Annotated in this window: 17 protein-coding genes and 1 pseudogene; 8 read left to right on the forward strand and 10 right to left on the reverse strand. The window is 66.1% G+C overall.

The window, feature by feature from the left end; all coding sequences use genetic code 11:
- Positions 1-16: 16 nt before the first annotated feature.
- The 3 genes from ON22_RS29845 to ON22_RS29855 all read right to left on the reverse strand — a co-directional run bounded on the left by ON22_RS29845 (position 17) and on the right by ON22_RS29855 (position 3,607).
- Positions 17-694 (reverse strand): MspA family porin, encoded by a 678-nt coding sequence (locus ON22_RS29845; RefSeq protein ID WP_051158274.1) that lies wholly within the window; start codon positions 692-694, stop codon positions 17-19.
- Positions 695-1,429: 735 nt separating this feature from the next.
- Complete coding sequence (locus tag ON22_RS29850) at positions 1,430-2,512, reverse strand: NAD(P)H-dependent amine dehydrogenase family protein (RefSeq protein ID WP_033242559.1); 1,083 nt, start codon at positions 2,510-2,512, stop codon at positions 1,430-1,432.
- A gap of 45 nt (positions 2,513-2,557) precedes the next feature.
- Positions 2,558-3,607 carry a Rieske 2Fe-2S domain-containing protein gene (locus tag ON22_RS29855; protein WP_033242558.1) on the reverse strand — a complete coding sequence of 350 codons (1,050 nt, stop codon included), beginning with the start codon at positions 3,605-3,607 and terminating at the stop codon, positions 2,558-2,560.
- A gap of 142 nt (positions 3,608-3,749) precedes the next feature.
- Here ON22_RS29855 and ON22_RS29860 point away from each other — a divergent pair, with 142 nt between their 5' ends.
- The 6 genes and pseudogenes from ON22_RS29860 to ON22_RS38240 all read left to right on the forward strand — a co-directional run bounded on the left by ON22_RS29860 (position 3,750) and on the right by ON22_RS38240 (position 7,545).
- Entirely contained in the window at positions 3,750-4,367 is a 618-nt protein-coding gene (locus tag ON22_RS29860) for a TetR/AcrR family transcriptional regulator (RefSeq protein ID WP_063820681.1), read from the forward strand.
- Positions 4,368-4,488: 121 nt separating this feature from the next.
- Positions 4,489-5,694, forward strand: a complete 1,206-nt coding sequence (locus tag ON22_RS29865; protein ID WP_033242556.1) for an acyl-CoA dehydrogenase family protein — start codon at positions 4,489-4,491, stop codon at positions 5,692-5,694.
- A 49-nt stretch (positions 5,695-5,743) separates the two neighbouring features.
- Positions 5,744-6,481 (forward strand): 3-oxoacyl-ACP reductase FabG, encoded by a 738-nt coding sequence (gene fabG, locus ON22_RS29870; RefSeq protein ID WP_033242555.1) that lies wholly within the window; start codon positions 5,744-5,746, stop codon positions 6,479-6,481.
- Positions 6,481-7,101: pseudogene (locus ON22_RS38230) on the forward strand (thiolase family protein); the annotation flags it as partial. The gene fabG and the pseudogene ON22_RS38230, both read left to right, overlap by 1 nt.
- Before the next feature lie 46 nt (positions 7,102-7,147).
- Positions 7,148-7,414 (forward strand): acyl-CoA dehydrogenase family protein, encoded by a 267-nt coding sequence (locus tag ON22_RS38235; RefSeq protein ID WP_231508349.1) that lies wholly within the window; start codon positions 7,148-7,150, stop codon positions 7,412-7,414.
- A complete protein-coding gene (locus tag ON22_RS38240; protein WP_231508347.1) occupies positions 7,414-7,545 on the forward strand; it encodes an acyl-CoA dehydrogenase family protein in 132 nt (43 codons plus the stop codon). Before ON22_RS38235 ends, ON22_RS38240 begins: the two co-directional genes overlap by 1 nt.
- 112 nt (positions 7,546-7,657) lie before the next feature.
- Here the strand turns inward: ON22_RS38240 and ON22_RS29880 are convergent, their stop codons facing one another.
- Positions 7,658-8,803, reverse strand: a complete 1,146-nt coding sequence (locus tag ON22_RS29880; RefSeq protein WP_033242554.1) for an RNA-guided endonuclease InsQ/TnpB family protein — start codon at positions 8,801-8,803, stop codon at positions 7,658-7,660.
- Between the two features lie 218 nt (positions 8,804-9,021).
- On the opposite strand from ON22_RS29880, the gene ON22_RS29885 reads away from it, so the two are divergent.
- Positions 9,022-10,371: an LLM class flavin-dependent oxidoreductase gene (locus ON22_RS29885; RefSeq protein WP_033242553.1), complete on the forward strand. Its 1,350-nt coding sequence runs from the start codon at positions 9,022-9,024 to the stop codon at positions 10,369-10,371.
- Here the strand turns inward: ON22_RS29885 and ON22_RS37440 are convergent.
- The 6 genes from ON22_RS37440 to ON22_RS29910 all read right to left on the reverse strand — a co-directional run bounded on the left by ON22_RS37440 (position 10,368) and on the right by ON22_RS29910 (position 16,732).
- Positions 10,368-10,577, reverse strand: a complete 210-nt coding sequence (locus ON22_RS37440) for an SDR family oxidoreductase (RefSeq protein WP_373280897.1) — start codon at positions 10,575-10,577, stop codon at positions 10,368-10,370. The two genes, ON22_RS29885 and ON22_RS37440, sit on opposite strands and share 4 nt — an antisense overlap.
- A gap of 69 nt (positions 10,578-10,646) precedes the next feature.
- Complete coding sequence (locus tag ON22_RS37000) at positions 10,647-10,904, reverse strand: hypothetical protein (protein WP_156052222.1); 258 nt, start codon at positions 10,902-10,904, stop codon at positions 10,647-10,649.
- Between the two features lie 286 nt (positions 10,905-11,190).
- Positions 11,191-12,240 (reverse strand): FAD-dependent oxidoreductase, encoded by a 1,050-nt coding sequence (locus tag ON22_RS29895; RefSeq protein ID WP_156052221.1) that lies wholly within the window; start codon positions 12,238-12,240, stop codon positions 11,191-11,193.
- Between the two features lie 340 nt (positions 12,241-12,580).
- A complete protein-coding gene (locus ON22_RS29900; RefSeq protein ID WP_033242551.1) occupies positions 12,581-14,161 on the reverse strand; it encodes a fatty acyl-CoA synthetase in 1,581 nt (526 codons plus the stop codon).
- A 49-nt stretch (positions 14,162-14,210) separates the two neighbouring features.
- The gene (locus ON22_RS29905) at positions 14,211-15,635 is read right to left on the reverse strand and encodes a hypothetical protein (RefSeq protein ID WP_051158276.1); all 1,425 of its coding nucleotides are present in this window, start codon (positions 15,633-15,635) and stop codon (positions 14,211-14,213) included.
- Positions 15,636-15,895: 260 nt separating this feature from the next.
- Positions 15,896-16,732, reverse strand: coding sequence for a mycofactocin-coupled SDR family oxidoreductase (locus ON22_RS29910; RefSeq protein WP_033242550.1), 837 nt, complete (start codon positions 16,730-16,732; stop codon positions 15,896-15,898).
- A 329-nt stretch (positions 16,733-17,061) separates the two neighbouring features.
- Between ON22_RS29910 and ON22_RS29915 the strand changes: the two genes are divergently transcribed.
- The gene (locus tag ON22_RS29915) at positions 17,062-17,805 is read left to right on the forward strand and encodes an SDR family NAD(P)-dependent oxidoreductase (protein WP_033242549.1); all 744 of its coding nucleotides are present in this window, start codon (positions 17,062-17,064) and stop codon (positions 17,803-17,805) included.
- The last annotated feature ends 4 nt before the right edge of the window (positions 17,806-17,809 follow it).

Below are 17,809 nucleotides of genomic sequence, written 5' to 3' on the forward strand. Positions count from 1 at the left end.
GGAAATCGGGCCGTGCTCATCCGATACTGAACGGCGCCCCGTAGAGGGTGGTCTTCGAGTAGTGGTCGCCGATGATTTCCACGACCGTGTAGGCCCGGGCCTGTGCGTAACCGCCGCAACCCTGGATCTCTATTTCGAAATCCCGGTATCCGACGCTGTAGACACCCGGCTGGAGAATATCCTTGAAACCGACCCGGACGAATTCGACCTCACCCGGGCCGAGCTGGATTCCGGCCGAACCGCTCAACCCGCCGCCGTTGGTGCTGACATTTCCGGAAAGCCCCGCCGAGATCGCGCTGTCGCCGATGCTGACCTGGCAGCCGACGATATAGCCGGTGTTCACCTGGGAAGCGCCGTGGGTCGACGAATTGTTCGTACCCGGCATATCGGCCGGTGTCGAATAGGGACCCGGGCGTTCGACGGTCGGCGTATGGGTGACATCGGCCGTGACCGTGCCGGATACCCACACCACCCGTCCCACACCGTTGGCGGCCATCGACGGGGAGATCACGGCATGTTCGGCCGTCCGGCTGATCGTCGCCCCGGGGGCGGCCTGATGGCCGTCGGGTAGCGGTACGAAGGTATCGGCCGTGGCGTGGCCGGCGGCCAGCATTCCGACGGCCGCGAATACCGCACTTACTCCACCCAGGCGCAGACCACAGGCATACGGGTGGCGGGGGACGTTTGCTTTCATCTGTTGACCCTCATCTCGATCGAAAGCGGGCATGCCGATACCGGCACTGTTTCCGGAATATCGCCGGAAGGATATGGACAGGCCACTACGCCGAATATCGCGCGATTGTTCGACCAATGAGCACGTTGAATTACCCGGACAGCACAAACCCGGGACGGCGAAGTGGTTCCGGTCAGCCGAGCGGATACATTCGGTGACCGGCGCAATGAATGCGGCGCTACCGCCACGCCGATTGTCAGGGTGTGGCGTTATGCCGCCGCCCGGAATTCCGGACGGCGGGGAGGACACCGCAACTACTCGGCTATAAGGGGTGGGTTGCGGTCATGACGTTCCCTTCTTCTTCCTCCGCTGGCCGCCCGGCGCGGATATATGCGCCGAATGCGGAGGTTCGCGGCCACCGGCCCGCTGTTCCCCGCCGGCCGTTTCCGAGGCCGGCGCAACAGCACGGACCGGTCGCCCCGTAGCGGTCGGCAACCGTGTGTCTCGACCGGCGCGGACACCGGCCCCGCGCGGTGCAGACCGCTTCGGGGACCGGTGCATTCCGGGCGATTCGATGTCGACCGTAAGCCGCCGCCGTAAAAGAGACCATCGCCACTCCCGCTCAGCGAGAATCGCATTGGTGCCGGGGGTTCCGCGGCGTCGTTGCCGCACTGCTCTACCGCCCGGCTCGGTCGTCCGGATCGCCGGCACCGAAGAGACGCACACCGGCACGAACACCGGCGGAAGGAATCGGCGTCAGAGCTTGAACCGCCCGGCGAAGCTGCGCAGCGGCAGGTCCGCACTGGTGATGATGCCCGGCCGGGCCGCGACCACGGACCGCAGCGAGTGCAGTGCGGGCATACCGGTGACGGTCATGCCGATGGAGGCGAAACTTGCGGGGTCGGACAGGTCGACCCCCTTGCGGGGGAAGACCATATGTTTGCTGTAGATACTGGGATCGCCGGTGATCTGGGTGATGTAGCAACCCTTGATCTTCCACGCCGGGTCGGTATGCGGGGTCATCTGCCATTCGAGATGTGATTCGACCCGTGGTACGCCGTCGACGAGGCCCTGGTACTTGATGTAGTTGGCGCCGAGCGACCCCTTGGGCAGGAAATACCAGCCGAGATCGACATCTTCGGTGCAGGCGCCCAGTTCGTAACCGAAGGTGACCTCGTCGAGTTCCAGGCCGAACGCGTCGGCCATGAGATACACCGAATCGGCGAATACCGCGGTGTATTTGTGCAGCGATTCCGGAATGGTCGGATCGTCGACCGGGCGGCCGTAGCCGACGGCCTTCCAGGTGTCGACGGAATGGTGGCAAGAGACGTCGACCGATTCGGTCACGGTGACGTTCTCGATCTCGGCGACATCCGCGCTGTGCACGATCCCGAGGATCTGGGCCAGGCCCGGGTTCATCCCGGTGCCGTAGAACGTCGCGTTACCGCGTTCGCAGGCGGCGGCGATGACCTCGCTGACCTTGCGGCCGGAGGGATGCGGGTGGTTGGTGTCGCGGTGGTAACCGGTGATCCAGTCCGCCGTGGTCACCACGTTGATCCCTGCTTCGAGGACCTTCTCGTAAAGGTCTTCGTCCGGGAAGACGCCGTGGAAGGTGAGCACATCGGGCCCGGCGGCGATGATCTCCTCGACCGTCCCGGTGGCGGTCACGCCGATCGGTTCGATACCCACGATCTCGCCGGCGTCGCGGCCGATCTTCTCCGGGGTGTAGCAGTGCAGCCCGACGAGTTCGAGGTCGGGATGGTTGCTGATCCGGCCGATCATCTCGGTGCCGAGATTGCCGGTCGCTACCTGGAATACCCGGATCTTGTCGGTGCTCATAGGGGGCCTTTCGGTCTGGCGAGGGTGACTATTCGAGCGGGCTGGTTACGACGGGTCGTTCGCGGGCCGGACGGCACCGCTGTACTGCCGGTGCGGATCCGCGCCGGCCGGACCGCCGTCGGGGTAGAACTGCCGCGCCCATTCCCGTAGCGCCGTGAACCCCTGGTACTCCTTGCGGGACAGTGCGGGCGGATCCGAATAGCGCTGGTGTGCCCAGATCTCGATATCGGCCTCGAACTGCTCGATGACGAAATCTGCCATCGTCTTCCCGTACCGGCCGATCTCCGGGGAATCATCTCCCGGTTTGCGGCCGATCCACACTGTGAAGCGGATATCGGAGGTGTATTCGTCCACCGGCGTCACCGCCGGCATGGTGCGGTTGTCGACCATGCCCCAGCTTTTGGTGATCGAACATCCCAGCCCCGCGTTGATCGATTCGACGCCGCTGTTGACCTGGTCCGCGGCCACCGATTCGTCGAAGGCGATGGTGAAATCCACGTAGGAGACCGGGCCGGAGAAATCGTGCCGGGTGAACTCCGGGACGAACGGGGTCTTGTGCACGAACTTGAAATGCGCGAAATCGACACCGTTCTCCATGACGTACTGGGGATGCATCTCCAGCCCCGTCCGGAACAGGGTCGCCGCGGGGACCGGCGGGTAGTAATCGGCGGCGGTGTGATCGTCACCGAAGGCGGTGAACATATCCGGCACCTCGAAGTGCGGCGGTCGTCCCTCGATATCGAACCAGATCCACACCGCCTCGTTGCGTTCCACCACGGGGTAGGTGCGGATCCGGCGACCCTTGTTCGGATGGCTCTCGTACGGGATGCAGACATTGCGTCCCTCGCGGTTCCACTCCCACCCGTGGAAGGGGCATACCAGGTTCTCGCCCTCCACCCGGCCGCCGTATCCGAGATGGGCGCCGAGGTGTTCACAGTAGGCGTCGAATACCGCGACCCGGCCGGATGCCGAACGCCAGGCCACCATCTCGCGGCCGAAGTACTTCATCTTGTGCACCGCACCGGTGGTGATCTCATTGCACCAGGCCACCTGGAACCAGCCCGTCGGCTCCATCGACAGCGGCGGTTTCGCCATCTGAACCCTCCACGCCTTCGTGAGCTGCCCGGATCGGCCGATCCGGCCACGCGCCCACCGATGGTAGAATCCTCTACGAAAGAATACAAGAGGGCTATGTGAAACTCGGGGATCCGGCTCGCCACCGGTAGAATCGCTGCTCGTGACGGAAACGGCGGCAGGTGAACGGCGCGCCAACAGGCGCGGAATCCAGTCTCGGGAGAGCATGCTCGAGGCCGCGATCGTCTCGCTGGCCACCGGCGATCCCGCCGCCGTCTCCGGTAACCGCATCGCCCGCGATATCGGCGCGACCTGGGGCGTGATCAAGTACCAGTTCGGCGATATCGACGGCCTGTGGGCGGCGGTGCTGCGACGCACCGCGGACAAACGCGGTGATCTGCCCGCCGGCATCAAACCGGACGGCACCCTGCACGAGCGGGTCGCCGCCATGATCACCGCCATGGCCCGCGGTCTGCGCAGCCGGGAATCCCTGGCGATCGAAACCCTGCGCGCCGCCCTCCCCCGCGACCACGCCGAACTCGAACGCGATTTCCCGCTCACCGCCGCCGAACTGGCCTCCTGGAAACCGCACTGGGATACCGCCTGCCAGAAGGCATTCGCCGACCTCGATCTGGACCCGGCCAAGATTCGCAAGGTGGCCGCCCTCATCCCCGCCGCGATGCGCGGGATCACCTCCGAACGCACCCTGGGCACCTACGGCGACCTCGACGACGCCCTCGACGCCCTGATCGGCGGGATCGTCGCCTACCTGGAGGCGTGAAACGAACCGTCGACCGGAACCGTCGGTCTCGCCGAATCCGCCGACAAGAAGCTCGCCCGCAATCCACACTGACCGCTGTGCGCCCCACGCGTCACACCCGACATCCGGCAGAGGAGTATCGATGGCCGCCGACAGCGCAGCGGTACAGGTTTCGCAGGTGTCCGCCGAGGACTTCGCCGATATCCTGGCCCAGACCCGCGAGTTCGTCCGCGATGCGGTCGTACCGCGCGAACAGGAAATCGCCGATACCGACCGTATTCCCGACGATATCCGCCGCGCGGCCGCCGATATGGGCCTGTTCGGGTACGCCATCCCGCAGGAATGGGGCGGGCTCGGCCTGAACCTCGCCCAGGATGTCGAACTGGCTCTCGAGTTCGGATACACGACCCTGGCGTTCCGGTCCATGTTCGGCACCAACAACGGCATCGCCGGACAGGTACTGGTCAACTACGGCACGGAGGAACAGAAGCGGGCGTGGCTGGCGCGGATCGCCTCCGGCGAGGTGGTGGCCTCCTTCGCGCTCACCGAACCCGGCGCGGGCTCCGACCCGGCCGGGCTGCGCACCAAGGCCGGGCGCGACGGCGACGAGTGGGTGATCGACGGCGAGAAGCGTTTCATCACCAATGCGCCCGTGGCCGACCTGTTCGTGGTCTTCGCCCGCACCCGGCCCGCCGACGCCGACGGTCCCGGTATCGCGGTATTCCTCGTGCCCGCCGCGACACCGGGCGTGGAGATCGGGCCGAAGGATCGCACAATGGGCCAGGAGGGCGCTTGGACTTCCGACGTGCGGTTCACCGGCGTACGGGTGCCGGCGTCGGCGCTGGTAGGCGGCAGCGAAGACGTCGGCTACCGGGCGGCGATGGTGTCGCTGGCCCGGGGCCGGGTGCATATCGCCGCGCTCGCCGTCGGCTCGGCGCAACGGGCGCTCGACGAATCGGTCCGCTACGCCGCCACGGCGACCCAGGGCGGCACCCCGATCGGCGATTTCCAGCTGGTCCAGGCCATGATCGCCGATCAGCACACCGGTGTGGTCGCCGGGCGCGCCCTGGTCCGCGATATCGCCGCCCGCTACGTCTCCGGGGAGGACCGCCGGGTGGGTCCGTCGGCGGCGAAACTGTACTGCACCGAAATGGCGGGCACGGTGGCGGACCTGGCGGTGCAGATCCACGGCGGCACCGGCTATATGCGTGATGTGGCGGTCGAACGGATCTACCGCGAAGTGCGCCTGCTGCGCCTGTACGAGGGCACCAGCGAAATCCAGCGCCTCATCATCGGCGGGCGGCTGGTCGGACAAGCCGAACGGGAGGCGAACGGCGGGCAGCACTGAACGTTCGGCCCACACATTTCTTCTCGCACACTATGGATCGGAGCTGAGTATGGGCTTGCTGGAAGGGCGGGTGGCCGCGGTCACCGGCGCCGCGCAGGGCATCGGATTACAGATCGCCCGCACCTTCGTCGCGGAGGGCGCGCGGGTCGCCCTCGGCGATATCGACGATGCGGCCGGAGCTGCCGCGGTGGCCGAACTCGGTGGCGAATCGGTGGCCCGCTACACCCACTGCGATGTGCGTGACGCCGCCCGAGTGGAGGCGTTGCTCGATACGGCCGAGCAGTTCGGGCCGATCGGTGTGTTCGTCAACAACGCCGGCATCACCCGCGACGCCACCATGCGCAAGATGACCGAAACCGATTTCGACGATGTGATCGCCATCCATCTCAAGGGCACCTGGAACGGCACCCGGGCCGCTGCCTCCCGGATGCGCGAACACGGCCGCGGCGCCATCGTCAATATCTCCTCCCTCTCCGGCAAGATCGGCCTGCCCGGCCAGACGAACTATTCGGCCGCCAAGGCCGGGATCGTCGGGCTCACCAAGGCCGCGGCAAAGGAAGTGGCGTTCAAGAACGTGCGCGTCAACGCGGTGCAGCCGGGCCTCATCCGCACCGCCATGACCGAGGCCATGCCGCAGAAGGTCTGGGCTCAGAAAATGGCCGAGATCCCGCTCGCACGAGCGGGTGAGCCGAACGAGGTCGCCGATGTGGTGTTGTTCCTGGCCTCCGACCTGTCGTCCTATATGACCGGAACCGTTCTGGAGGTCACCGGTGGAAGGTTCATGTGATGCGTGACGTGGTGATCTGCGAACCGGTACGCAGCCCGATCGGCCGATTCGGTGGCACCCTGAGCAGTCTGACGGCCGCCGACCTCGGTGAGACGGTATTGCGCGCGCTGCTCGACCGGACCGGTCTGGCCGCCGAGGCCGTCGACGATGTCGTTCTCGGCAACTGCTATCCGAGCAGCGAGGCCCCCGCCATCGGCCGGGTGGTCGCTCTGAACGCGGGTCTGCCCGTGCACGTTCCCGGTATGCAGGTCGACCGCCGCTGCGGCTCCGGTCTGCAATCGGTGTTGCAGGCGGGTATGCAGGTCGCCACCGGGATGAGCGAACTCGTCGTCGCGGGCGGGGTCGAGAGTATGAGCAATGTCGTCTTCTACGCCACCGATATGCGCCGCGGGGTCAAGAGTCCCGGCGTGACCCTGCACGACGGCCTGGCCCGGGGCCGGGTCACCGCGGGCGGACGCGACTACCCGGTGCCGGGCGGCATGCTCGAAACCGCGGAGAACCTGCGCCGCGATTACGGTATCGGCCGCACCGAACAGGACGAATTGTCCGTCACCTCGCACCGGCGTGCGGTGGCCGCGCAGCAGTCCGGCGTATTCGCCGAGGAGATCGTCCCGATCACCGTGCCGTCGCGACGATACCGTCGTCGAAGAGATCGCACGCGGCTGGATGAGCGTATCCGGCGAGATCAACACCCATTTCATCGTCGCCCATATGATCGCCCGCCACGACACCGACGCCCAGAAGGCGCACTACCTGCCGAAGATGGCGACCGGCGAGATCCGCGGCTCGTTCTCCATGTCCGAACCCGTCCTCGGCAAAATCGACAATTTGGCTACATGGGCGTCGACACCACCGAAGCCTTCTTCGACGGCTTCCGCACCGGCGCCGACGCCGTCCTCGGCAGCGAACCCGGCAAGGGCTTCACCCATATGATGGACGGAATCGAAGTCGGCCGCGTCAACGTCGCCGCCCGCGCCTGCGGTATCGCCCTGCGCGCCTTCGAACTCGCCATCGCCTACGCCCAGCAGCGCCACACCTTCGGCAAACCCATCGCCGAACACTAGGCCATCCGCCCACCTCATGATGTTGACTTCCTCCCGGCCGTGAACGACCGGGATTCCTCCTGAACCACACGGCCCTGAGGCGGGTTCCTGCTTCACCGAGGCGAGCCGCCCGCTACGCGGCCGGACTTACCGCCTCTCCACAAGCGTTTCGACTCTCCGCAAGCCCTGCGGCGAGAACATTCCGAGCAGCATTCACATCACGATCGTGCACAACACCACAGGTGCACGTCCATTCCCGCACGTGTAACGGCTTGGAGTCCCCGACCACCCCACAGGCCGAACACATCCGAGTCGAAGGAAACCAGCGATCCACCCGGGCAAACCTGCGGCCGCGCCGAGCGGCTTTCTCCTCCAGCATCCGGGTGAACATGCCCCACCCCGCATCGTGCACCGACTTCGCCAGATTCGTCCGCGCCAGACCCCGCACACACAAGTCCTCCACGAATATCGCTTGGTTCTCGCGAACAATCCGCGTCGAATGCTTATGCACGAAATCCCTGCGCATATCGGCCACCCTCGCGTGCGCCTTCGCAACCCTGATCCGGGCCTTCACCCGATTCCGCGACCCCTTCTCCTTACGAGACAGGCACCGCTGCGCCTTCTTCAACCGCCGCTCGGCCTGCCGCAAAAACCTCGGACTATCGATCCTGCGCCCGTCCGACAACACCGCGAACGTAGCCAAGCCCAGGTCGATACCCACCTCGGCATCGACCACCGGCAACGGATCGTCGCCGACCGCGACCACGAACGACGCGAAATACCGGCCCGCCGAATCCTTCACGACCGTGACCGAGGACGGCTCCGACGGCAACTCCCGTGACCAGGCAACCTTCAGTTCGCCGACCTTGGCCACGTACAGCTTGCGGTTCGCCCGCAGGCTGAAACCGTTGCGGGTGCACCGGATCGCCTGCCGATTGTCCTTCCGGGACCGGAACCGGGGCTTGCCGAGTTTCGGGCCTTTACGCTTCCCGGATAGGGAGTCGAACCAGTTCCGGTACGCGGCGCGGGCGTCCTGGCAGGCTTGTACCAGCACCACCGATGACACCTCCGCCAGCCATGCACGTTCGGGGGTGCGTTTGGCTTTGGTGACCACCTGCCGCTGAACCTCGGTATCCGACAGTTTCACACCGGCCGCATGCGCGTGTTCGCGGGCGCGGAGGTTGTCGTTGTACACCACCCGCGCACACCCGAACGCCTGCGCCAGCGCGATGCGCTGACCAGGCGTCGGGTAGATGCGGAAGTTGTACCGAAGCTGCACCCGCGCACCGTAACAACGACCACCGACACAAACCCTCGACCCCTGATCGCGAAACGGTTGATGCGCTATCCCTGCCCTGAAAAACCCGGCTTACGCGTTACGTTTCATGGTCATCCACAGCACCGACACGGACGCCCGGAAAATCCGCGACACCAGGGTTCGGATCAGCGCGCGAATTACCGTTCCCCAATCGGCGGTGGCGTTGCTGTAATGCGGCTATGCCTCATCCCCGACCTCAGCTCGCTCTCAACGCGTTCATCTATCCCGCGGGCCATCACGAGGCCGCCTGGCGGCATCCGCTCAGCCGCCCGGAGCGGATCTACGATGTGCGCTACTACCAGGAGATCGCGCGGACCGCCGAAGCCGCGGCCTTCGATGCGATCTTCTTCGCCGACGGCCCCGCCCTGCGGACCAGCGTGGCCTACAACGCCGCGCCCGGTCTGGAACCGATCACGCTGCTCACCGCGATCGCCGCCGCCACCAGCCGGATCGGTCTGATCGCGACGGCGTCGACCACCTATTACGAGCCCTACAACCTGGCCCGGCTCTTCTCCTCGCTCGACCATATTTCCGGTGGCCGGGCGGGCTGGAATATCGTCACCACCGGAACCGATCTGGCCGCCGCCAATTTCGGTCTCGACCAGCACCCCGACCACACCGAACGTTATGCGCGGGCCCGCGAATTCGTCGACGCCGTGACGGCACTGTGGGACAGCTGGGAGGACGACGCCGTCCTGCTGGACCGTGCCGCCGGCCGCTACGCCGACCCGGACAAGATCCATCCCATCCATTTCGACGGAGAACATCTGCGGGTGCGTGGCCCGTTCACCGCCGCCCGCACCCCGCAGGGTTATCCGGTGCTGGTGCAGGCCGGCGCTTCGAACGACGGCCGCGCGTTCGCCGGCCGCTACGCCGAGGCGATCTTCACGGCACATCAGCGGCTCGGCGACGCCCAGGCCTTCTACACCGATATCAAACGCCGCGCGACCGAATTCGGCCGCGACCCCGATCATGTGAAAGTTCTGCCCGGCCTCAGCCCGTTCATCGCCGCCACCGAAACCGAGGCGAAACAGCTCGAACGGGAGTTCAACGAGCTCACGGTGCCCGAATACGGTCTCGACCAGCTGGAAGGACTCGCCGGTGAGTCTTTGCGGCGACTGCCGCTCGACGAACCGGTGCCCGCCGGCCTGTTCGCCGACGCGGGCGATGTCACCGACAACACGGCCAGCCGGCGCCAGGTCGTGGCCGGTATCGTACGCCGCGAAAACCCCACCCTGCGCGGCCTGCTGCACCGTCTCGCCGGTGCCCGCGGGCACCGAGTATTCGCCGGAACCCCGGAACAGGTGGCCGACACCATCGAGGAATGGTTCACCTCGCGCGCCGCCGACGGATTCAATGTCATGCCGCCCTACTACCCCGGCGGGCTGGAGATCTTCACCGAAACCGTGGTACCGATCCTGCGCGAGCGCGGCCTGTTCCGCGCCGAGTACACCGGCACCACGCTGCGTGACCATCTGGGTCTCCCGAAACCGGCAAGCCGGTTCACGCCCGTGCCGATACCGGGTTAGCCAACTCGTCCTCGCTGCCCGAGGTCCATCCAGCCGGTCTGGACAGGGCCCGGGGCGACCACGTTCACGCGGATGCCGCGCGGTGCCAGGTCCAGTGCGGCCGAGCGGGTGAGTGCTTCCAGCGCCGCCTTGGATGTTCCGTATAACCGGTCTGGCCGGGGAAAGCTCCGGAGTTTCGCAATGGGCCGCGTTGTTGACAAGCACATTGATCGCGCCGGCACGGGTTGCGACCGCAACCACGAGCCGGGCAGCGCCGTCCGGTTCGAACCGCGTGTTCAGAGTCGTAGTTCCGCAATGACAGGGTTGGAGGCCAACTGTGGATATTCTTCCCCCAGTTCGACCAGCACAGCGTCCCGGAAGGCCGGCCACGCATCCCTGAGCTCGGCGATGCTACAAACCGCCTCGGCAGTGGAGTACGTGCACGAGATCCGGACCTTCCCGGCGTCGGGCGTGAAAACGATCAGCTCGTCGTTTTCGGTGAAACCAACCCTGCAACGCTCGCCGTGCTCCAGGTATCCCGCCATCCCGTGCATCGACCAGAGAATGGGCTCATCACGCTCTCCCTCCTGCCCTGTCCCGAAATCGCAACCAGAGACCAGAGTAGTCGGGATCGAAACACTACTGCTGCACCAACAATGCGAGGTCGGCGGCATGAGCCCTCTCGCGGCGCAGAACCTTTCCCACCGGATCGGCCGAATCCATCCCGATCTCGACGTTGTCGGGGAACTCATGCAGGGTCCCGTAACCGAGCACTGGATGTGGAATCAGTCCGCGAATGGCGGGCGCGGAGACCGGAATCGGGCTGCGTGGATCGGTAATTCAAGGGCCGCACGGAATTACGCGGGTGAGGCCGCGGCGCATCCGCCGGCACGAGGTTTCGAACGAGGCGAGCATCGAGGCAACCCGGAGGTATCCGCGGGCGCGGTCCGGGTCGGCCGCGATTTCCACCATCTCCTGGAACCGCTCGCTGCGCCGGCCGGCATCGGTCTGGCGCATTTCCTCGTAGTTCTTCTGGGTGTTCTGCTGGACGTCCAGCGCCGCCGCATCCCGGCGGACCCGCGCGTAGGTCGCCACGGCACGGTCCGGGTCACCGCCGGTGAGTGCGTAACAGACAGCTTCCACGGCGGCGTGTGCGTCGTGGATACCGCTGTTCATTCCCATTCCGCCGAGCGGGTTGTTGATATGCGCGGCATCGCCGAGCAGCAGTACCCGGCTCAGGCCGAAGGTCGCGGCCAGCCGCTGGTGCACCGAGTAGATCGTGGAATGCACCACCGGATACGGCTCGGGGAGCCGGACCACACTCTGCAACCGCCGCTGAATGTTGTCCGGCGCGAGCGCTTCTTCGTCGGATTGCCCGTCGACGATCGGGAACAGCACCCGCCAATGCGAAGGAGTGCGCAACAGCACGCCCCAGTCGTCGGGATCGTAGATATAGGAAACCGGTGCGAGTCCGGGCATATCGGCGGTGAAATCGTGGGTTGTCGACGCGACCAGAAAACGCTCGGGGTAGGTCACGCCTTCGAAGGCGATCCCCAGGGTGCGGCGTACCGCAGAGTTCGCGCCGTCGGCCGCCAGGACCCAGTCCGCGGTGATCGACGGTTCGAAGGTGTCGCCGGGCAGGAACAGCCGGGCGCACCCGGTGCCGATCTCGGCCCGCTGCACCGGCGCGCCGAAACGCAAGGTGACGTTGGGCATCCGTTCGAGATGGCGCCGGATGATCCGGGTGAGTTTGCTCTGCTCACACTGCACCCGGTACGGGTACGGCGTGTCCTCCGACAGCACCGACATATCCAGATGCGCGACGAGTTCCCGGGAGTGGCCCCGGTAACCTACGGGCCCCATCCCGACCACGACAACAGGAGCGTTCACGTGGAACTCCCTTTCGGAAGCAGATACGAATGGCTGCTCAGCGGGTCGGCCGGGTCACCAGGTCGGGAAATCCGTAGGCCTGTCCATGGCCTCGACCGGTGCGGCCGGATGCATCGCCGGTCACGCTGACGCCCCTCCGGCAACGCCCCGGATAGTGGTGAGGGTTCTCCGATGATGAAGCCGAGTCGCACTGACGGGACTCCATTACTACTATGTGCAACAGACGATTTCGTCATACGGACACAGCACGACCGCGCCGCCTGAATCGGATCGGGCGGCGCGGTCGGCCGGATATCCTCGGCGCCGGTGCCGGGATGCTACTTACCGGTGCGCCGATACGTCACAGACTTCCGTTCAGCACCGTCGCGTATTCCGTACGCAGCTGCCGTTTGAGCACTTTTCCGGACGGATTCTTGGGCAGCGATTCGGTGATCACCACATGTTTCGGGCACTTGAATCCGGCGAGGACGGACCGGGCGTGGCTCAGCACATCGTCGGCGGTGAGCCCGCTCCCCGCTTTGGGCACAACCACCGCGACAACCGCTTCCACCCAGCGTTCGTGGGCCACACCGAAAACAGCGACCTCGCTGACATCGCCGAGCCGGTAGATGGCCTCCTCGACTTCCCGGCTCGCCACGTTCTCGCCACCGGTCTTGATCATGTCCTTCTTCCGGTCGACCACGTATAGGTAGCCGTCATCGTCGAAGTAGCCCAGGTCTCCGGAGTGCAACCATCCTCCGCGAAAGGCTTCCTCGGTCTTCGCTTCGTCGTCGTAGTAGCCGAGAGTCGCCTGCGGAGACCGGTGCACGATCTCGCCGACCACCCCGGCCTCCACCGGCTCATCGTCGTCGTCGACGATGAGCGTTTCGACGTTGAGCACAGGCCGGCCCGCGGATCCGGCGTGGGATCGCTGACGGTCGGGGCCGAGGATGGTCGCCACCGGAGCCATCTCCGTCTGGCCGTAGAAGTTCCACAGGTCCAGTGCGGGCAGCCGCCGCTGGATTTCGTCGAGAACGGCCACCGGCATGGCGGAGGCGCCGTAGTAGCCCTTGCGCAGCGAGGACAGATCCGTTTCGTCGAAAGCGGGCGAACGGAGCAGGCTTATCCACACCGTGGGCGGCGCGAACAGTTTGGTGGCCCGGTGTTTCTCGACGGCGCGCAGCACGGTATCCGGGTCCGGACCCGGCAAGATGATGCTCGTCGCACCGAGGTAGACATCCGTTCCCAGGAAGCAGTCCAGCTGGGCACAGTGGTAGAGCGGCATCGCATGGATTTCCACGTCATCGGCCGACATACCGCCGTCGACCATGCACGAGACGTATTGCCACAACAGCGAACGACTCGACAGCAGAACCCCTTTGGGACGGGACTCGGTGCCGGAGGTGAACATCATGCGGACCGGATCGTCGTCGTCGACCTCCACCTCCGGTGCCGCACCGTCGTGGTCGAGCCAATCCTGCAGATCCGTCCAGCCGGGCCGGGAGTCCTCCGCGCCGGCGCGGAGCTGCACTCGAGCCGAGACCCGGCCCGCCGACTGCGTCAGCGCCGCGTCGGCGACAGGAATCAGTGAATCTTCGACCACGAACCCGGTGGCACCGCTCGCATCGAGGAGATAGGCGATCTCGGCGGCGCCGAGCATGAAGTTCAACGGAACGAAAACCACCCCGGTGCGCGCCGTGGCGAAGTTCAGCACCGCGAACTGCCAGCAGTTCCGGGAAAGGATCGCCAACCGGGAACCCTTTCCGAATCCTGCGTGCACCAGAGCGGCGGCGGTGCGGTCCACCGCCGCGTCGAACTCCGCGAACGAGAGGGAGGTGGCACCGTCGACGACGGCAGTCTTGTCACGTTCGCGTCGAGCAGCTCGGCGTGGAAGGTCGCCCAGGGTATGGCGGCGCGCCCGCCGGTTCAGAGAATTGGACATCGACACTCTTTTCCACTGGATCGAACAGGAGCCGGAACCGGAACAGCGGTCAGCGCCCTATCTTCAGCATCCTGCCCACGGTGCCCTGCCAGAGCGTCCCGTCCGGCCCGATCGTCCCGGTCAGCTGCAACGGCTCGTCGACCGGCGCGACACCGACCTGCTGGTACGCGCGACGTTCCCCGGTATCGAAATCCACCGCGGTGTAGTAGACGGGGCCGACCTGCTGGATATCGACTCCGGGCGACAGTGGCCCGTAGGAAAGACCGTGAATCAACCCGTCGCCACGGGACAGCCGCGGCAAGGTCGCCATCCGGTCGGCGCTTTCCCAGACCCGCCGGCAACCGTCCTCGCCGACATCGACGCGGGTCATACCACCGACGAACGCTGCCTGCGGCGGATCGCTGGGGCCCGAGGTCGCCTGCGGCGGATAGGAGAACCCGTAGGTACTCGGGATGACCAGCGAATTCCTCCAAGCCATCGGCGAGTTCTCCGTTCCCTGCCCGGAAGTCTCGAAGGCCGGCATCCGGCACACTTCCGACCCGTCATCGGAACGGTAGACGGTCAACTCGGGCCGGGCCGCATCATCGACGATCGCCACCCAGGCGTCGCCACCGGGCCCGAAATAGGTGGGTGTGGTACCCGATCCGGGTCCCAGCTGACCCGGTTTACGCACCGAACCCGCCGCGTACGGCGCGCGCCAGAGCACAGCCGGCGAGCCGTCCGCACCGATACGCATCTCGTACAGTGCCTCGGTGGTCAACACCGAGACACCGTCGGGGCGGACGGACAACCCATTGGTCAGATCCTCCCCCTCCGGCAGCTGGGCGGTCGCAATATGTCCGTCCGCGCCGGCCGTGCCGACCACACCGTGGGTCGTGACGAACCAGATGCCGCCGCGGTGATCCGGTGCGACACCGGTGATCGCGTCCCCCGCCGGAATATGAGCGCTCACATCGACGCGTTCGTCGATGAACAACTCCCAGCGCCCGTCGGTGGTGCGCCGGTGGGCGACCTTGTTGATCACCCCGGCGCCGTCGGCGACGACCACCCGATCGCTGGCGTCGAGGTAGCCGTAGACACCACCCAGCAGACCGCCTTTCGGCAATTGGATCGAGGCTACCGGAGCCGCGGAGACCGGGTCGAAGAGTTTCACCGTGGGCACCAGGATGTCCGGCGGTGTCAGGCCGACGTAGCTGTTGCACAGCGACAACGGCATACCGTCGGCGCCGATGAATGTCGCGGCGCACACCCCGCCGGGAACGGACGAAGCCACCACATGTCCACCCGGCCCGGGGCCGGCGTGCGGGGTGGAATCGGACGAGGCGAGATCACCGTGCATCAGTGCGGTTCCCGCGGGCCCGACGTCGGGCGCTCCCTCGTTCGCCGCGGTAGGGCCCGCGCCCGCCGTGAGGATCAGTGCGGCGGCGAGCACCGGGCCGATCCGCTGGATTGTCCGGCGCGGGGATGAGCGCATAGGTGTGGGCTCCCGTTCTCGACGGTCGACATTGTCCTCCGGCTCGAGGCAGTTCGATCATCCAGGATGACTCGACGAGTAAGGAACAGGACTTCCCTGTCCCGGTGAACGGAACACCGCCGCGCCGAGGGCCGGGAAGGGTGAGGGTATCCGCCTCGGTCACCGTTCGGCGGCCGAGGCGAGTTGGGCGGCAACAACTTTCTGGCCGGCCGGTATCTTTGGATCGATACCGGCCGCCAGACGGATTCGTACCGCCCGGGTCAGGCAGTGACGCGGGCCGCTGCTCCCGCGTCGACCGGCATCACGGTGCCGGTGATATGCGCGCTTGCCTCATCGGCCAGATACAGCACCGCCCGGGTCACTTCGAACGGTTCGAGGAACGGCACCGGCTGCGCGTGCAGCGTCGCGAAGATCGGTTCGGCATCGGCGAGAGTCGGAGATTCCAGGTCCGGCCGCATCTTCCGGTACAGGGCGTCGTTCTGCGCCATGGGTGTCGCGATATTGCCCGGCGCGATCACGTTCGCCGTTACGCCGTGCGGGGCAAGGTCGAGCGCAACGCTTTTCGTCATCCCGACGACCCCCCATTTCGACGCACAATAGGCGGCCTGCCCCGGAGCCGCGCCACGGCCGAGCATGGAACTGATCGTGATGATCCGGCCGTAACCCCGCGCGATCATGCCGGGCGCGACAGCGGCGACGGTATTGAACACTCCCGTCAGATTCGTCCCGATCACCTCGGCCCAATGGCCGTCGAACGCCTCCTGGATCGGCGCCCCCGCCGACACACCCGCATTGGCGATCGCGATGTCGATTCCGCCGAACTCCGACTCCGCCCGAGACACCAGCGCCTGGATGGCCGCCTGATCCGCAGTATCGGCCCGCTCGGCGATACAGCGCCGGCCCGCTGCTTCGATCAGTGCCTTGGTCTCCGCGAGTTCGTCCTTGCGCCCCATCGCATAAACAACCGCCGGCACGTCCTCGCAACGGTCACAGATCACCACATCGGCGCCCCGTTCGGCCAGCGCGACGGCATGCGCCCGGCCCTGCCCCCGTGCGGCACCGGTGACCAGCGCGACCCGGCCCGTGAAATCGTTCATTACATCCTCCTGATACGCCCCGGTCGGTCGGAGTTGCCGACTGTCACCACGGCAGCGCCTTCCATGTGGTCGTCACGTTTCGCATGACTCCCGAGGTCACACGTGTAACACGCAGGAAGTCGGCGGCGCGGCGCAGATTCCGCACGGTGGGATTCCCGTGCCGGCGTTTCCGGCCACGCATCGGTTGCGGTGCCCCGACAGATCGCGCCGCGGCACACGCCCGCCACGCGGTGCAGCCGGGCAGGGCCGGAAGTCACATACGCTGCATACGTCCCGGTCGTCCCCGGCCGGACCGCCGTGTATCGAACGACCAGATCGGAAGGAGTGCGATGAGGCTGGCCGGAAAAGTCGCGATCGTGACCGGAGGAGCGGGCGGGATCGGGCGCGGGATCGTCCGGGCATTCACCAAGGAAGGCGCTGAAGTGCTTTTCGTCGATATCGACGACGACGCGGGCGCGGCGCTCGAAACCGAACTGGCCGGAACCGGGAAGTTCCTGAACGCCGATATCTCGAAAGAGGCGAACGCGGCGGTGATCGTGAAAGCGGCGATCGAGGCGTTCGGCAGACTCGATATCGTGGTCAACAATGCGCATGCCTCCCGGCAGGCGCCGCTGCTGGAGACCACTCAGGAGATGCTGGATCTGTCCTTCGGGACCGGCTTCTATCCGACCTTCTGGCTGATGAAGGCCGCGCACGATCAACTGGCCACCAATCAGGGCACGATCATCAACTTCGCCTCGGGGGCCGGTATCGAAGGGCAGGAGAATCAGGCCTCTTATGCGGCCGCGAAGGAGGCCATCCGGGCGATCAGCCGAGTCGCCGCCAACGAGTGGGCGGTCGACAACATCAACGTGAACCTGATCTCGCCGCTCGCACTGACCGAAGGCGTCGAGTCCTATATCGCCGCGAATCCCGGTATCGAGGATGTTCTGCTGGCGAAGACCCCGCTACACCGGTTCGGTGATCCCGAGGCCGATATCGGCCGGGTCGCGGTGTTTCTCGCCAGCGCGGACGCCGACTACATCACCGGGCAGACCATCATGGTCGACGGCGGCAGCATCAAACTGCGGTAAACCG

Source organism: Nocardia carnea NBRC 14403, assembly GCF_000308515.1.
GTDB classification, from domain to species: domain Bacteria; phylum Actinomycetota; class Actinomycetes; order Mycobacteriales; family Mycobacteriaceae; genus Nocardia; species Nocardia carnea.

Bases quoted from the DNA above. Each gene is read 5' to 3' on its own strand.
- ON22_RS29845 (WP_051158274.1), bottom strand. From the start codon at position 694: ATGAAAGCAAACGTCCCCCGCCACCCGTATGCCTGTGGTCTGCGCCTG.
- ON22_RS29850 (WP_033242559.1), bottom strand. From the start codon at position 2,512: ATGAGCACCGACAAGATCCGGGTATTCCAGGTAGCGACCGGCAATCTC.
- ON22_RS29855 (WP_033242558.1), bottom strand. From the start codon at position 3,607: ATGGCGAAACCGCCGCTGTCGATGGAGCCGACGGGCTGGTTCCAGGTG.
- ON22_RS29865 (WP_033242556.1), top strand. From the start codon at position 4,489: ATGGCCGCCGACAGCGCAGCGGTACAGGTTTCGCAGGTGTCCGCCGAG.
- fabG (WP_033242555.1), top strand. From the start codon at position 5,744: ATGGGCTTGCTGGAAGGGCGGGTGGCCGCGGTCACCGGCGCCGCGCAG.
- ON22_RS38235 (WP_231508349.1), top strand. From the start codon at position 7,148: ATGAGCGTATCCGGCGAGATCAACACCCATTTCATCGTCGCCCATATG.
- ON22_RS38240 (WP_231508347.1), top strand. From the start codon at position 7,414: ATGGACGGAATCGAAGTCGGCCGCGTCAACGTCGCCGCCCGCGCCTGC.
- ON22_RS29885 (WP_033242553.1), top strand. From the start codon at position 9,022: ATGCCTCATCCCCGACCTCAGCTCGCTCTCAACGCGTTCATCTATCCC.
- ON22_RS37440 (WP_373280897.1), bottom strand. From the start codon at position 10,577: ATGTGCTTGTCAACAACGCGGCCCATTGCGAAACTCCGGAGCTTTCCC.
- ON22_RS37000 (WP_156052222.1), bottom strand. From the start codon at position 10,904: ATGCACGGGATGGCGGGATACCTGGAGCACGGCGAGCGTTGCAGGGTT.
- ON22_RS29900 (WP_033242551.1), bottom strand. From the start codon at position 14,161: ATGTCCAATTCTCTGAACCGGCGGGCGCGCCGCCATACCCTGGGCGAC.
- ON22_RS29905 (WP_051158276.1), bottom strand. From the start codon at position 15,635: ATGCGCTCATCCCCGCGCCGGACAATCCAGCGGATCGGCCCGGTGCTC.
- ON22_RS29910 (WP_033242550.1), bottom strand. From the start codon at position 16,732: ATGAACGATTTCACGGGCCGGGTCGCGCTGGTCACCGGTGCCGCACGG.
- ON22_RS29915 (WP_033242549.1), top strand. From the start codon at position 17,062: ATGAGGCTGGCCGGAAAAGTCGCGATCGTGACCGGAGGAGCGGGCGGG.